Below are 12,776 nucleotides of genomic sequence, written 5' to 3'. Positions count from 1 at the left end.
CGGGAGGGGCGCCGTAACCCGGGGGCCGCGCCCGCTGTTGCACAGACCGGCGGGTCCACCCACGGTGAACGGAGTCCGATGCCGCAGCTGACCGACCAGGGCGCGATCGACGAACACGAGCGGGAGCGGTCCGGGACCTGGATGACCCCGGCGGAGTACGGGGCCTCGCGGGCCGCCGTATGGACCGCGGCCGTCGTCCTCGTCACCGACACCCGCGGCCGGATCCTCGTCCAGAGCGTCGACTACCGCGCCGACCGGCTGCTCCCCGGCGGGGCCGTGGACGCCGGGGAGGCGCCGTCCGCGGCGGCCGCCCGCGAGCTGCGCGAGGAGCTGGGCGTCGACGGCCGCTACCCGCGCGGCCTCGCCGTGGACTGGATCCCCGCCGACACCCCCGGCTTCCCGCCCGAGATGCGCTTCCCCGGCGAGATCCTGCACGTCTACGACGGCGGCACCTGGACCCTCGACCGGATCGAGGCCGTCCGCCTGCCGGCCCAGGAGATCACCGGCATCCACTTCGCCGAACCGGCCGACCTGGCGGCCCTGATGGACCCCGGCGACGCCCGCCGCGCCCTGTCCGCCCTGCGCGCCCGGATCAACGGCTCGGGCACCGCCCTGCTGGAGGACGGCCGCCCCACCGCCCCGACCGCCCTGGACCGGCTCGGTGTCCTGCGTACGCGGCGTGTCCCGCAGCACGGGGCCTGGCATCCGGGACCGGTCCCGGAGCCGTTGCCCGTACGGGATACGAAGTCCTGGCTGTTCGCCCCCGACGGCCGGGTCCTGCTCCTCGTCTCCCGCGCCACCGGCGCCGCCCACCTCCCGCCCCCGGCGGCCGGACCCACCGACGGCGCCGCCCCTCTCGGCTACCGGCACACCGACCAGGGCGCCCACACCCGCTCCGCCGCCCGCCTCACCGGCCTGCCCCCGGCCGCCGACCCCGAGTGCGCCCGCCTCCTGGCCACCCCCGAACAGGTCCGCGAACTCAGCGACTGGGGCCGTGCGGGCCACGAAGAACTCACGGCGGTCCACACGGCCCGCAGCCGCCTCGGCCTCCCCACCCCCACCCGCACCCCGCCCACGGAACTCCCGGAGGGCGGCGCCCGCTGGTGAGGTGCCCGCCCCGCGCCCATCGCCATGATCGGGAAATCCGGCGTCCGCGGTCCGTGGTCCCGCAGCATGGGCGCATGAGCGACAGTGCGATCACCTACACCCTGTACATCCAGGCCGACCCCGACCGGGTCTGGCAGGCCCTCACCGAGCCCGCCCTCACCCGCCGGTACTGGGGTCTGAGCTTCGAGACCGACTGGGCGGTGGGCTCGCCGATGGACTGGGTCGAGCGGGGGGCCCGTACCAGTGACCCCGAGCAGGTGGTCCTCGACTGCATCCCCGACCGCCTGCTCTCCTACACCTGGCACACCTTCACACCGCAGTGGGCGGCCTCGGTCGGGATGGGCGAGGACCTGCGTGCCGAACTGGCCAAGGAGCGCCGCACGAAGGTCACGTACGAGATCGAGCCCGTCGGCGACACCCTCGCCCGGCTGACCATCCTGCACGAGGGCTTCGAACCCGGCGGCACCCTGATCGGCATGTGCGGGCGAGCCTGGCCGATGCTCGCGTCGAGCCTCAAGACCCTGCTGGAGACCGGGGCTCCGCTCCCCGGGGCGGAGCACGAGCCGGGCGAGGACTGACCCGCGGCGCGGAGAGCCGGTACGCAGTAGCGCCCCCGAGCGGCCGGCTCCCCGTGGTTCCCGCGGCCCAACCACCCTGCTCCGTACCGCACCTGAGATCATGTGTATAGACCATGAATCAGGAGCGCGGACATGACGCTCGAGCACCACTGCGTCGTCATCACCGCCGCCGACCGCGACTTCGGGCGCACCCTCGCCCTCCGCTTCGCGAGCAGGGGCGCCGAGGTCCACCTCTCCGCCCGCACCCTCGAGGCCGCCGACCGCGTCCGCGAGGAGATCCTCGCCCAGGGCCACGGCGCCGACCGCGTCCACGCCTACGCCTGCGACCTCATCGACCGCGCCTCGGTACGGGAGTTCGCCGCCGCGGTCGCCGCCCGCACCGACCGGATAGACGTACTCGTCAACAACGGCTCCCGCTACCAGCACGGCACCGACCTGCTCTCCGCCTCCGACGAGGACGTCACCGACACCCTCGCCTCCGGCGCCACCGGCACCGTCCTGGCCACCAGGGCCTTCCTCCCGCTGCTCCTGAAGTCGGCCGGGCCGGGACATCGTCACCATGGTCTCCGGCTGCGGGGAGAGGGGCCAGGTCCGACGCGCACGCGGCCTTCTACGCCGCCAAGAGCGCCCAGGCCGGATTCACCGAGATCCTCTCCCGCCGGCTCCGCGACCAGGGCGTCCGCGTCATCTCCCTCTACCCGCCGGACTTCGACAACCACGACCCGCTGTCGCGGTCCTGGGAGGACGCCCCGCGCACCGCGAAGGACCCGCTGACCGCGCAGTCGCTGGTGGACTGCATCTTCTTCGCGATCGGCCAGCCACGCGACTGCTTCATCAAGTCCTTCCACTTCGAGCAGGTCTGACCGACCCCGACCGTCCCCGACCGACCCCGCCGACGCCCCGACGGCACCCTGACCGCCGACCGTTCGGGGCGGTCGTGTGGAATGGGTGCCATGGGGAGAGGCAAGAACCAGCAGCGACCCGCCGCGGGCATACCGGCGCGGGTACCGGTATGCCCGCGCCGGTATGCCCGCGACGGAGTGGCCCGATGAGCGGCCCCGACGACGACACGCCCCCCGAGCACTGGCGCTACGCCCGCCACCTGGAGGCGCTCGCCGTGGCGCCGGACCGGGGCGCCGGGGCCGAGGCCGAGGTCGTGGCGGCCGTGCTGCGCGACCCCGACCGGGTGATGGCCGAAGCCGCGGTGGTCACCCACCTCGACCGGCGCGCCGCGCACCTGCTGGCCGCCGCGGAGTTCCCCGCCTGGGCCGGGGCCATGGCGGCCACCCTCACCGGGCGGCCCTTCCCGGAGCGCCGGCTGCGCGAGTGGAGCCTGCTCGAGGCCGTCACCCGCGGCGAACCCTGGTCCGCCGAGGAGCTCACCGCCGCGTCCGACTGGTGCCAGCGCACCGCCGTCCGGCTGCTGACCTCGTACGAGGCGCTGAGCCTGCTCGCCACGGACGCCCGTACCCGCCGTGTCCGCAACGCGGCCGCCGAACGCCTGCGCCGCCGTACCGCGGTCTGATTCCTCGTCTGCCGTCCGCGAGGCCGGACGCGCATGGCATCGTGGGCCCGTGACCGCGCCCAACCCCGCCCGGCAGCTCGCCGACCACGTCCGCAACGTCCTCGGCGACGGCCCGTTCCCACCGGCCGGCGGCTGGTTCCACATGGGCGCCGCCATCTGCGACGCGAGCTTCCAGGCGCGCACCCGGTACGCGTCGACCCTGTGGCCGCGCCTGGTCCGACTGCGGGAGCAATAGCCCGATGCCGTGACGGTCCGCGGCTTCCAGGCCCGGCTCGCCACCCATGACCTGGCCGCCGCCATGAACTTCCGCAGCCCCGGCAAGGTCGCGAAGGCCCACGACATCACCGACCTGCTGGTCGCCGAGGGGGTCGACACCCGAGAGGGCCTCCGTACCTGGCTCGACCGCCCCGGCAGCCGGGCCGCCCTGCGCGCGGTGAAGGGCGTGGGGCCGAAGAGCGTCGACTACCTCGGCAATCTGGTCGGCCGCTCGCAGGTCGCGGTGGACGTGCACCTGCGCGCCTTCGCCGTGGCCGCCGGTGTCCCGGACCTCGGCTACGAGCAGCTGCGCACCGCGTACGAGGAGGCCGCCGCGCTCCTCGGCCACGAGCCGGGCGGCCTGGAGCATGCCGTCTGGCGCTTCCGGTCGGGGTTCGGCAACTCGTAGTGCCGCTCCGCAGAAGCCCGGACGTACAGGACGACAGTCCGGCTTGCGCCGGGCAGCGCAGTTCAAGGGCCACGGCCGGTGGTGGTTGAATCCGGGGATGGACTTCAGTATGGAACCGCTGGGGCAGGTCAGTCTCGCCAAGGGCGGCCAGGCCCGGATATCCCTCGACAAGAAGGACCGCGGCCTGACCGTCACGGCATCCCTGCAATGGGACGGCGGCAGCGAGGCGCGCCGCGCACGGGGCGCGGATCTCGATCTCTACACGCTGTTCGTGCCGGCCGACGCGGCCGTGCGCAGCGCCGACCATGCGCCCGGCCATGTCTTCCCGCAGATTCAGCGCGGCTTGTTCCGCACCAAGAACAGGGACGAGGCCAAGGCCCTGCAAGCGGAGCTCGCGACCCGTACCGATGCGGGCCAGGCCCTCTATTACAAGAACCTCGGCTCCCTGAAGGAGCCGCCGTACATGCAGTTGAGCGGTGATGCGAAAGCGCCGGGCGAGGAAACGATCAGCATCGTCCGCCCGGATCAGCAAGGGTATGCCCTGATCTGCGCGTACAGCGCGGTGAGCAACGGCGCCGGCAGCTTCCGCAGTTACGCTGCGCGGGTCGTCGTCACGGACGGGATCGGCTCGACGGTGACGGTGCCGCTCTACGACGACACCAACACGGCGTACTGGGTGGCCATCGCCTTTGTCGACTTCACGGATTCGCACGGGGTGTCCATCAGCCATGTCGAGCGCTACAGCAAGCGGTTCACGGAGAAGCGGCCAGTGCTGCACACCGACGGCACGGTGCTGATGGACGCCGGGCCGGTGGAGTTCAAGCGCAGTTGATCAGCCGTGTTCTGCGGCCTGTGCTCGACGTAACACGCTTCCTTCGGGGCCGGCCGGGGGCTTCGGCCGACTTGGTCGCAGACCCGCGCCGGCATGTCCGCTGGACCCCGGCGCACGCCTCCTGGCTCAATCAGGTCGAGCTGTGGAGCAGCACCAGGAGCCCCCGACCGCGTGAGCCCGGCCCATCCGGCCCCGGGAGCGCGGCGGATCAGGGGCGGTGTGACGGAAATTGCGTGTCGGCACCGGCGTTCACGGACATAGCCTCGGGGCGTGCTCCAACTCGCCCTTGCCAAAGCCGTGGTCATCGTGGCCGCCGCCCTGTACGGGGGCCTCGGCCTGCGGTGGTGGCTGCGGGCACGGCTGCGGCGCGGGATCCTCGCGCGGGTCGCCGTGCTGGAACTGGATCCTTACCACGCCGCCGCGTTGACGTACGAGAAGACCGGGGCGGCGGCCGCCGAGCTGATGCTCGGCGGGTACCTCGACATCGACGCGGCAGGGGCCGTGCGCCTGACCGAGGCCGGACGTGACCCCGGCCGGACCCCCGTCGAAGCGGTGCCCGCCGCCCTGTTGGAGGCCGTGCGCCGGTACGATCCCGAGCCGGTGTCGCTCGGCTGGATCGACACGTACGACGGGGAGTACCAGGAGCGGTGCCTCGCCTACCGCAGTGAGCGGGACGCCCTGCTGCCGCCGATACCGCGCATGCCGGACTGGGACGGGCGCCAGCCGTGGGCCTGCTGCGGCTGTCTGGGCTTCGTCGCTCTGCTCTTCTTCTGGCTCCTGGCGGCCGAGATGCTGGTGCTGTCCCGCCCGCACGGCCTCCAGGGGTGGTCCGCCGCCACGGTCGCCGCGGCGGGCCTGGCGGCGCTGGGGTTCTCCCCGGCCGCCGGCCGGGCGGTGCGCGCGCGCACGACGTGCGCGGATCCGATGGGGGACCGGCTGCGCGCCGAGTCCCATCCGGCCCCCGCAGCGCTGGACGAGCGCCAGCGGCTGCACATCCTGACGAGCGAAGGCGACCGCGACCGATGGCGTGGCGTCGACCAACCGGACGTGGACGAAGCCGAAGCCGGCGAGGACGACGAGGACGACAACGACTTCGAGGGCTGGACGGACGACGACTTCTGGTGGGTCGACGCCTACCACCACCGGGCCGCCGACCACGAGGAGGACGGCCCCGACGGCGTCAAGCCGCTCTAGACGCCCCGGCGCACCCGGGCCGCGCGGCGGGCCTCGGCCTGCTGGCGGGCCTCGATCGTCTTGCGGGACTCCTTGCCCCGGCCCGGGCGGGTGCCCATGCCGCGGAACGCGAGGTCCGATCCCGAGGGCTTGCCCTTGGCGTCGGTCGGCGCGGAGCCCGCGAGCGGGACCCCGGAGGGCGCCTTCGCGCCGGTGATGCGGCTGAGCGCCGCCTCGCCCGACCGGACCTGCGTGGTCGTCGGCCGGATCCGGGCGTCGGCGAGCAGGCGGACCATGTCCCGGCGCTGGTTGGGGGTGACGAGGGTGACGACCCGGCCGGACTGCCCGGCCCGGGCGGTACGGCCGCCGCGGTGCAGGTAGTCCTTGTGGTCGGCGGGCGGGTCCACGTTGACCACGAGGTCGAGGTCGTCGATGTGGATGCCGCGCGCCGCGACGTTCGTCGCGACCAGGACGGTCACGGCTCCGGTCTTGAACTGGGCCAGGGTCCGGGTGCGCTGCGGCTGCGACTTTCCGCTGTGCAGCCCTTCGGCCCGGACGCCCATCGCCCGCAGGTGCTTCACGAACTGGTCGACCCCGTGCTTGGTGTCGAGGAACATCAGCACCCGGTTGTCGCGGGCCGCGATCTCGGTCGCCGCCGAGATCTTGTCGGCCGCGTGGATGTGCAGCACGTGGTGGTCCATCGTGGACACCGCGCCCGCCTGCGGGTCGACGGAGTGCGAGACCGGGTCCTTCAGGTACTTCCGGACGAGCTGGTCCACATTGCGGTCCAGGGTCGCCGAGAACAGCATCCGCTGCCCCGCGTGGTGCACCTGGTCCAGGATCTCGGTGACCTGCGGCATGAAGCCCATGTCGCACATCTGGTCCGCCTCGTCGAGCACGGTGATCCGCACGCGCTCCAGGTGCACGTCCCGCCGCCCGATCAGGTCGCTGAGCCGCCCGGGGGTGGCCACCACGACCTCGGCGCCGGTGCGCAGGGAGCTCACCTGGCGGCCGATGGACAGCCCGCCCACCACGGTGGCCATCCGCAGCTTCAGCGCCGCCGCGTACGGCTCCAGCGCCTCGGTCACCTGCTGCGCCAGCTCGCGCGTCGGTACGAGGACCAGCGCCAGCGGGCGCTTCGGGTCAGCCTGCTGTCCGGCCGTGCGGGCCAGCAGCGCCAGACCGAAGGCGAGGGTTTTGCCGGAGCCGGTCCGCGCGCGGCCTAGGACGTCCCGGCCGGCCAGCGCGTTGGGGAGCGTCGCGGCCTGGATGGGGAACGGCTCCGTCACGGCCAGCGAGGCCATGGTCTCCACCAGCTCAAGGGGCAGGTCGAGCTCGGCGAAGGAGGTCACGGGCGCCAGCGCCGGCTCCTTCGGCGCGTGCATCGTGAACTCACCCTGCGGGCCGAGGGCCCGGGGAGCCTTGGCGGGGGCTCGCGTACCGCCCTTGGCACCGCCCTTCACACCGAAGCGCCCATGAGCTGACGGGTTCCTCATGCAGAACCTTTCGAAGCAGAGAGAAAGAAGATGGTCAACCGCCCATGGTACCAGCGGGGGCTAAGCCTCCTCGGCGGTCAGTTCCCCGGACCGCACCACCGTGAGGTGGGCGCGCATCTCCACCGCCGCGCGGCCGAACCAGTCGGCGATCACGGAGATCTCCTCGGGGGTGTAGTCGGCGAAGAGGGTGCCCAGCCGGTCGTACATCGGCTGGTACACGGCGACGACCCGCGCGGCGGCCGTGGGGTCGGCCACCACCCGGACCCGGCGCCGGTCGGCCGGGTCGGGGACGCGCCGCGCGTATCCGGCGCGTTCGAGTCGGTTGAGCACCCCGGTGACGGCCCCGGTGGTCAGGTCCAGCAGTCCGGCGAGGTCGCCGGCGGCGAGCGGGGTCTCCCCGGCGCCCAGGATGTGGCCGAGGCAGGTCAGATCGGTGACGTTGAGTCCGAGGAGCTGCGCCACCTCCTGCTGGCCGACGATGCCGAGGGCGACGTACTGGTCCATGCGCGCAATGGCCTCACCGGCCGTGGCCGGGGGGCGGGTCTTGCCCTGCACCCAGATACTCCTTAGGATCTAAGTAACTTAGCTAGTGAGATGCTTACCTTGCGAAATAAGCGTCCGCCTCCGAGCCTACTGCTGTGGGCCCGACCAGGGAGAACCATGAGCGCGCACGGCCACGTAGACCTCGGCCACACGGTGGCCGGCTGGACCGGTACCGCCCTGGCCCTCCCGGGCTTCGCGGCGGCGGGCGTCGCCGTGTGCGCGGCCTGGGCCCCCGGGATCTGGATCGGCCTCGGCGTCGTCGCCGCGGCCGGGATCGTCACCTGGCTGCTCCACCTCGCCGGGTGGGGCAAGCCGAGCGGGCCCCGGCCGGAGGTCGACTGGGACTGGCGCGTCCGGGACGCCGTGGCCCACGCGGGGCACGCCCACTGCCTGGGCTGCCGCGTCAGCGGCCCCCGGCGGGCCCTCGCGGCAGCCCCTCGGCCCCGGTCCGCCGCGGCCCGGTTGGCCGTGGACGGCGGTGTGTGAAGGGCTCCGCGCCGGGCTGCTCCCTCGTTTCACGGACAAGGCGGTCAGAAGTTCGAACGCGCGCCGCGCCCCGGTTGGCCGCGTTCAGCGTGTGCTCCAGGGAACCCTTGGGCAGGATCGAGACGGCCGCGTGTGCGGCCCGCAGTGGAACGTTGTGAAGGATCAGCCAGATGGCAACAGGCATCGTGAAGTGGTTCAACTCGGAGAAGGGCTTCGGGTTCATCCAGCAGGACGACGGCGGCCCGGATGTGTTCGTGCATTTCTCCGCGATCGAGAGCCAGGGGTTCAAGTCCCTGGAGGAGAACGCACGCGTCGAGTACTCCGTCTCCCAGGGCCCCAAGGGTCCGCAGGCTGAGCGGGTGATTCCCCTCGGTTAGCCCACTTCACGAGCTCAGCCCGTGACGCCTTGCCCCGTCGGCCCGCCCGGCGGGGCATCGTGCGTTCCGGGGGTGCGGCCGGGCTGTCAAGCCACGGGATGCAGCGGCATGACGCAGCGGGGCCGGTCGGGCCCAATGGGGAGAGAGGTCCATGCCCGCCAGGTGGCCCCTGCGCAGCGTCCGTGACAGCCCCGAAGGGGCTCCCGCACGAGGAGTACCCCCATGGCCCGCACTCAGCCCCGGCTCGTCCTTCTCGCAGCCGCGACCACCCTGGTGACCGGCGCGGTCTCGCTCTCCGCCGGAGCGTTCGCTGCCCGGGCTGCCCCGGCTGCCCCGCGCGTCGGCAGCGCCGCGGTCGCGGCCGCCGGCGGCGACGGTGTCCGGGTCCGTGGAGACCTTCCGAAGATGCCCAGATGGGAGGTGACCCGGGTGTTCGAGGTCCGCTGCCGGGTCTGAACCGCGTCCGGGCCGCGTCCGGCCTGCGCCTGACCGGCGTCCGACCTGCGCTGAGCTACGCCCGACCGGGTCGGACGGCGGAGTGGAGGGCCATGAGCAGGCGCCACAAGTGCTCCGCCAGGGCCTGCGGATCCGCCGGGATCTCCTCGTGCAACCAGTCCGCGAGGACGCCGGTGAAGGCGGCCGCGACCGCCGACGCGACGAGCTCCGGGTGCGGGGCGCCCACCGCGGCGCGCTCGGCGCGGGCCCGGGCGCGCAGCTCCCGGTGGAGCCGGTCGCCGAGCGGACCGCCGCCGCCCGGGAGGAGCAGGGTCCGGTACAGCGGCGCCCGGTCGGCCGCCCCGGTCAGGAAGGCGGCCAGCGCGGCGGGGGGCCGGGCCGGGGGGCGCGGCGACGGGCCGTCCTGCCAGGCGTGCAGTGCATCGACCGCCGCGTGCACCACGTCCGCGCACGCGTCCACGGCGAGCGCGGTGAGGTCCTCGTAGTGCAGGTAGAAGGTGGCGCGGCCGACGCCGGCACGGCGGACCACCGCCGAGACGCTGACCTCGGCGAGCGGCCGGTCGGCGCACTCGGCCAGCAGGCTCTCGCGCAGCCGCCCCTTCGTCCTGGCCGTACGCGGGTCTTCCGGGGTCGGGGCCGGCACGCTCACGCGGCCAGCAGCGCCGCGCCGAGGGCGAGGGCGCCGGGCAGGGCCTGGGCGACGAGGATCCGGCGGTTGGCGGTCGCGGCCCCGTACACCCCGGCGACGATCACGCAGACGAGGAAGAAGATCTGCGTGGCGAGTGAGTCGATGGCGAGCGACCAGACCAGGCCGGCGGCGAGGAAGCCGTTGTAGAGGCCCTGGTTGGCGGCGAGCGGTGCGGTGAGGCGGGCGGTGTCCGCGTCGAAGCCGGACAGTGCGCGGCCGGGGGGCCGCTGCCACAGGAACATCTCCAGAACCATGAAGTACACGTGCAGCGCGGCCACGAGGCCGATCAGGATCTGAGCGACCGTCTGCATGGCCGCCTCCATTTCGCAGAGTCGGTAGTCGGCATCCGGGCGGATACTTCCTGGACAACTGTACAGGAAGTCGGCTGTCGGACCTCGCGACTACGCTGGCCCGATGACCGAGCAGTCACCCCGTCCGAAGCCCACCGGGCTCCTCTACGACGACTTCGGCACCGGCCGCCACCGTGAGAGCTCCCTCGTCCGGCACGCGCTCGGCAGCGTGCACGAGGAGGAGCTCATCGCGGGCCTCGCGGGCGGAATCGGCTTCATGTACTTCGTCTTCGAGTACGCCGGGCACGCGCCCCTGCTGACGATCGTCGCGCAGGCCTACCCCGACCCCTGGGTGGAATCCGCCCTCGACCGGCTCCGCGTCCCCCACGTGGTCACCCACAGCTCGCGGCCCCGCTGGGACCGGGTGCGCGCCGCACTCGACGCCGGGCGGCCGGTGTTCTGCGCCGTCGACCGGTCCCGGCTTCCGTGGCACGGCGGCACACCGGACGACATGGCCGGCGCGATCCGTACACCGTGGTCCTCGCCGGGTACGAGGGCGACACCCTGTACGTCGAGGACGGCCGGAGGCGGCAGCGCTGCTGCGCGAATCGGCCGGCCACTGGTCCCGGCTCGCGGACCTGGCGCGCGGCGCCGACCCGGACACGGACGCCCCGGGGCGGCGGGCCCTCTTCGACGCGTTCGCCGACCTGGTGGACCGCTCCCTCGCCCTCGAACGCCGGGCCGTCGCCCTGCTCTGAGGCCCCGGATCAGAGATGGGCGTCCAGGAACGCCCGGAACTCCGCGAGGGTCATCGGCCCGGCCTGGCCGGCGACCGCCTCGCCGTCCTTGATGAGCACGGCCGTCGGCGCGCCCGTCACCCCGTACCGCCGGGTCGGACCGGGGCAGCGGGTCATGTCGGTGCGGACGGCGGTGAACCGCGTCCCGTACTCCTCGGCGAGTTCGCCGACGACGGCGTCCATCGCGCGGCAGGCCTCGACGGCCTTGGGCCAGGTGCCGCAGAAGTACGCGAGAACGGGTCCGGTCGTCATCGAGAGGATGAAGTCGAACTCCTGGTCCTCCAGTGGCTGGTGCACCCGACGTGCCATGCGTGTCGCTCCTCGCTCGTGCGCCTCCCCGGATCGGGAGGGCGGACCCCATCATCGCCGCCGCACCGGCCGCCGGCCGCCGGGGCCGTTGTCAGTGGTGGCTGTGAAGCTGGGCGGTATGGACGACAGGATGCTCCGACGCCGGGTCTACGGCGCCGACCATGAGGACCCCGACCCCGGGCCGCGCGCCGGCCGCAGCTACGGCGAGCTGGTCGGCGGGCCGCTCGACGGGCTCCTCCTGGACATCACGGGCTGGAGTGCGCAGCGGCTCGCGGAAGAAGCCAGGCTCCCCACGGAGATAGGGCGCTACGGAGCGGGCGGCCGCGCCCACTACCGCCGCCGCGCGGGGGATCCGGTCCACTGGGACTGGGCGGGGGACAGCCGCTGACGACAGCCCCCGGATCCCGGCTCAGCGGCCCCCGGCGTCCCGGCTCACCTTGCGGGCCCACAGCACGAGCGGTACCTGGAGCGGCAGTCGGGCGAGCGTCACGGCCCGGGCCGAGGGGGAGCGGTGGCGGGCGTCTGCGGCCATCTTCACGTTGGCCGGGAACACACCGACGAAGAAGGCCGCCGTGGCCAGCGCGGCCGCCCGGCGGGTGCGGGGGTGCGCGACGCCTGCGGCGAGGGCCAGCTCGGCGACCCCGCTCGCGTACGTCCACATGCGCGGACTGCCCGGCAGTGAACGCGGCACGGTCGCGTCGAACTGCCTGGGCGCCGCCGCGTGGGCGACCGCCGCTCCGGCCAGGAGGCCTGCGAGCAGCAGGGGGGACGAGATGCGCGCCATCGGGGATCCTCTCGGAGGTGCCTGGGCCCGCGATCCTACTCGCCAGTAGCCGTGCGTGGTCCAGCCCCGGGATTCCAGGCCGCCCGGAAGGGACACGGCCTCACGCAGCGGATCGGTTCGGCCGGCGCGGCCCGCGCGGGAGCCGGAGGAGGCCGGATGGCGGGACCCGGTGGCCGCCGCGGAAATTTCCTCGAAGAATTTTCCCGGAGCTGTCGATCCGGGCGTCTCCCGTTCGACGCAGGGGTGAGAGGCGGGGAACGGCCCCGCCCTCCCGACCGAGGAGTCACCATGCCGCGCTTCCTGACGATGATCCGCATCAACGAGCGGGACCTGCCCGCAGAGACCTCCTTCCCGCCCGAGTTCGAGCAGCGCATGGGCGCGCTCCTGGAGGAGATCACCAAGGCCGGCGTCATGCTCGACACCGCCGGGCTGCTCCCCACCTCCGAGGCGACCCGCCTCAGCTGGTCCGGCGGGAAGATCAGCTACACCGACGGCCCCTTCACCGAGACCAAGGAGGTCGTCGGCGGCTACTCCCTCTCCCAGTGCAAGGACAAGGCCGAGGCGATCGAGTGGACCCGCCGCTTCCTCGAGATCCACCCGGCGGAGTGGAACGTGAGCGCAGAGGTCCGGGAGATCCAGGAGATGTGACCGCCGCGCGTTCGCGCCGCGTT

At 73.4% G+C, this 12,776-nt stretch carries 19 protein-coding genes and 1 pseudogene; 14 read left to right on the top strand and 6 right to left on the bottom strand.

The genetic code is table 11. The features are described 5' to 3' along the window. The first annotated feature begins 78 nt into the window (after positions 1-78). The 8 genes and pseudogenes from ACIQZO_RS10565 to ACIQZO_RS10530 all read left to right on the top strand — a co-directional run bounded on the left by ACIQZO_RS10565 (position 79) and on the right by ACIQZO_RS10530 (position 5,900). Positions 79-1,107 carry an NUDIX domain-containing protein gene (locus ACIQZO_RS10565; RefSeq protein ID WP_403623127.1) on the top strand — a complete coding sequence of 343 codons (1,029 nt, stop codon included), beginning with the start codon at positions 79-81 and terminating at the stop codon, positions 1,105-1,107. Positions 1,108-1,181: 74 nt separating this feature from the next. Beyond that, positions 1,182-1,685 carry an SRPBCC family protein gene (locus tag ACIQZO_RS10560; protein WP_403623124.1) on the top strand — a complete coding sequence of 168 codons (504 nt, stop codon included), beginning with the start codon at positions 1,182-1,184 and terminating at the stop codon, positions 1,683-1,685. A 132-nt stretch (positions 1,686-1,817) separates the two neighbouring features. Further along, a pseudogene (locus ACIQZO_RS10555) lies at positions 1,818-2,548 on the top strand (SDR family oxidoreductase). Between the two features lie 185 nt (positions 2,549-2,733). Beyond that, positions 2,734-3,210 carry a hypothetical protein gene (locus tag ACIQZO_RS10550; RefSeq protein ID WP_403623122.1) on the top strand — a complete coding sequence of 159 codons (477 nt, stop codon included), beginning with the start codon at positions 2,734-2,736 and terminating at the stop codon, positions 3,208-3,210. A 49-nt stretch (positions 3,211-3,259) separates the two neighbouring features. Continuing rightward, positions 3,260-3,445, top strand: coding sequence for a hypothetical protein (locus tag ACIQZO_RS10545; protein ID WP_403623119.1), 186 nt, complete (start codon positions 3,260-3,262; stop codon positions 3,443-3,445). A gap of 9 nt (positions 3,446-3,454) precedes the next feature. Next, positions 3,455-3,874: a hypothetical protein gene (locus ACIQZO_RS10540; protein WP_403623116.1), complete on the top strand. Its 420-nt coding sequence runs from the start codon at positions 3,455-3,457 to the stop codon at positions 3,872-3,874. 97 nt (positions 3,875-3,971) lie between these two features. Continuing rightward, a complete protein-coding gene (locus tag ACIQZO_RS10535) occupies positions 3,972-4,706 on the top strand; it encodes a hypothetical protein (protein ID WP_403623113.1) in 735 nt (244 codons plus the stop codon). 270 nt (positions 4,707-4,976) lie between these two features. Continuing rightward, positions 4,977-5,900 carry a hypothetical protein gene (locus ACIQZO_RS10530; RefSeq protein WP_403623110.1) on the top strand — a complete coding sequence of 308 codons (924 nt, stop codon included), beginning with the start codon at positions 4,977-4,979 and terminating at the stop codon, positions 5,898-5,900. Here ACIQZO_RS10530 and ACIQZO_RS10525 read toward each other — a convergent pair. Further along, entirely contained in the window at positions 5,897-7,375 is a 1,479-nt protein-coding gene (locus tag ACIQZO_RS10525) for a DEAD/DEAH box helicase (protein ID WP_403623107.1), read from the bottom strand. The two genes, ACIQZO_RS10530 and ACIQZO_RS10525, sit on opposite strands and share 4 nt — an antisense overlap. A gap of 60 nt (positions 7,376-7,435) precedes the next feature. Next, positions 7,436-7,930: a MarR family winged helix-turn-helix transcriptional regulator gene (locus ACIQZO_RS10520; protein ID WP_403623104.1), complete on the bottom strand. Its 495-nt coding sequence runs from the start codon at positions 7,928-7,930 to the stop codon at positions 7,436-7,438. Between the two features lie 105 nt (positions 7,931-8,035). On the opposite strand from ACIQZO_RS10520, the gene ACIQZO_RS10515 reads away from it, so the two are divergent. From ACIQZO_RS10515 to ACIQZO_RS10505, 3 genes are all read left to right on the top strand, one after another. After that, a complete protein-coding gene (locus tag ACIQZO_RS10515; protein WP_403623101.1) occupies positions 8,036-8,404 on the top strand; it encodes an HGxxPAAW family protein in 369 nt (122 codons plus the stop codon). 170 nt (positions 8,405-8,574) lie between these two features. Continuing rightward, entirely contained in the window at positions 8,575-8,781 is a 207-nt protein-coding gene (locus tag ACIQZO_RS10510) for a cold-shock protein (RefSeq protein ID WP_403623098.1), read from the top strand. A gap of 222 nt (positions 8,782-9,003) precedes the next feature. Next, positions 9,004-9,237: a hypothetical protein gene (locus ACIQZO_RS10505; RefSeq protein WP_403623095.1), complete on the top strand. Its 234-nt coding sequence runs from the start codon at positions 9,004-9,006 to the stop codon at positions 9,235-9,237. Positions 9,238-9,292: 55 nt separating this feature from the next. Here the strand turns inward: ACIQZO_RS10505 and ACIQZO_RS10500 are convergent, their stop codons facing one another. After that, entirely contained in the window at positions 9,293-9,886 is a 594-nt protein-coding gene (locus ACIQZO_RS10500; RefSeq protein WP_403623092.1) for a TetR/AcrR family transcriptional regulator, read from the bottom strand. Continuing rightward, positions 9,883-10,236, bottom strand: a complete 354-nt coding sequence (locus ACIQZO_RS10495) for a DUF1304 domain-containing protein (protein WP_403623088.1) — start codon at positions 10,234-10,236, stop codon at positions 9,883-9,885. Before ACIQZO_RS10495 ends, ACIQZO_RS10500 begins: the two co-directional genes overlap by 4 nt. A 103-nt stretch (positions 10,237-10,339) precedes the next feature. Between ACIQZO_RS10495 and ACIQZO_RS10490 the strand changes: the two genes are divergently transcribed. Then, positions 10,340-11,065: a BtrH N-terminal domain-containing protein gene (locus ACIQZO_RS10490; RefSeq protein WP_403623084.1), complete on the top strand. Its 726-nt coding sequence runs from the start codon at positions 10,340-10,342 to the stop codon at positions 11,063-11,065. On the opposite strand, the gene ACIQZO_RS10485 is transcribed toward ACIQZO_RS10490, so the two are convergent. Beyond that, entirely contained in the window at positions 10,983-11,321 is a 339-nt protein-coding gene (locus tag ACIQZO_RS10485; RefSeq protein WP_403623081.1) for a thioredoxin family protein, read from the bottom strand. The two genes, ACIQZO_RS10490 and ACIQZO_RS10485, sit on opposite strands and share 83 nt — an antisense overlap. A gap of 118 nt (positions 11,322-11,439) precedes the next feature. Here ACIQZO_RS10485 and ACIQZO_RS10480 point away from each other — a divergent pair, with 118 nt between their 5' ends. Then, positions 11,440-11,709 carry a hypothetical protein gene (locus ACIQZO_RS10480; protein WP_403623078.1) on the top strand — a complete coding sequence of 90 codons (270 nt, stop codon included), beginning with the start codon at positions 11,440-11,442 and terminating at the stop codon, positions 11,707-11,709. A 21-nt stretch (positions 11,710-11,730) separates the two neighbouring features. On the opposite strand, the gene ACIQZO_RS10475 is transcribed toward ACIQZO_RS10480, so the two are convergent. Next, on the bottom strand, positions 11,731-12,105 hold the full coding sequence (locus ACIQZO_RS10475) for a hypothetical protein (protein WP_403623075.1): 375 nt from the start codon (positions 12,103-12,105) through the stop codon (positions 11,731-11,733). 288 nt (positions 12,106-12,393) lie between these two features. Between ACIQZO_RS10475 and ACIQZO_RS10470 the strand changes: the two genes are divergently transcribed. Beyond that, positions 12,394-12,753, top strand: coding sequence for a YciI family protein (locus ACIQZO_RS10470; protein WP_403623072.1), 360 nt, complete (start codon positions 12,394-12,396; stop codon positions 12,751-12,753). The last annotated feature ends 23 nt before the right edge of the window (positions 12,754-12,776 follow it).

Source organism: Streptomyces sp. NPDC097617, assembly GCF_044761485.1.
Taxonomy (GTDB): Bacteria; Actinomycetota; Actinomycetes; order Streptomycetales; family Streptomycetaceae; genus Streptomyces.
The sequence above is the reverse complement of the archived record's forward strand: the minus strand, read 5'-3'. Positions and strand labels throughout refer to the sequence as shown.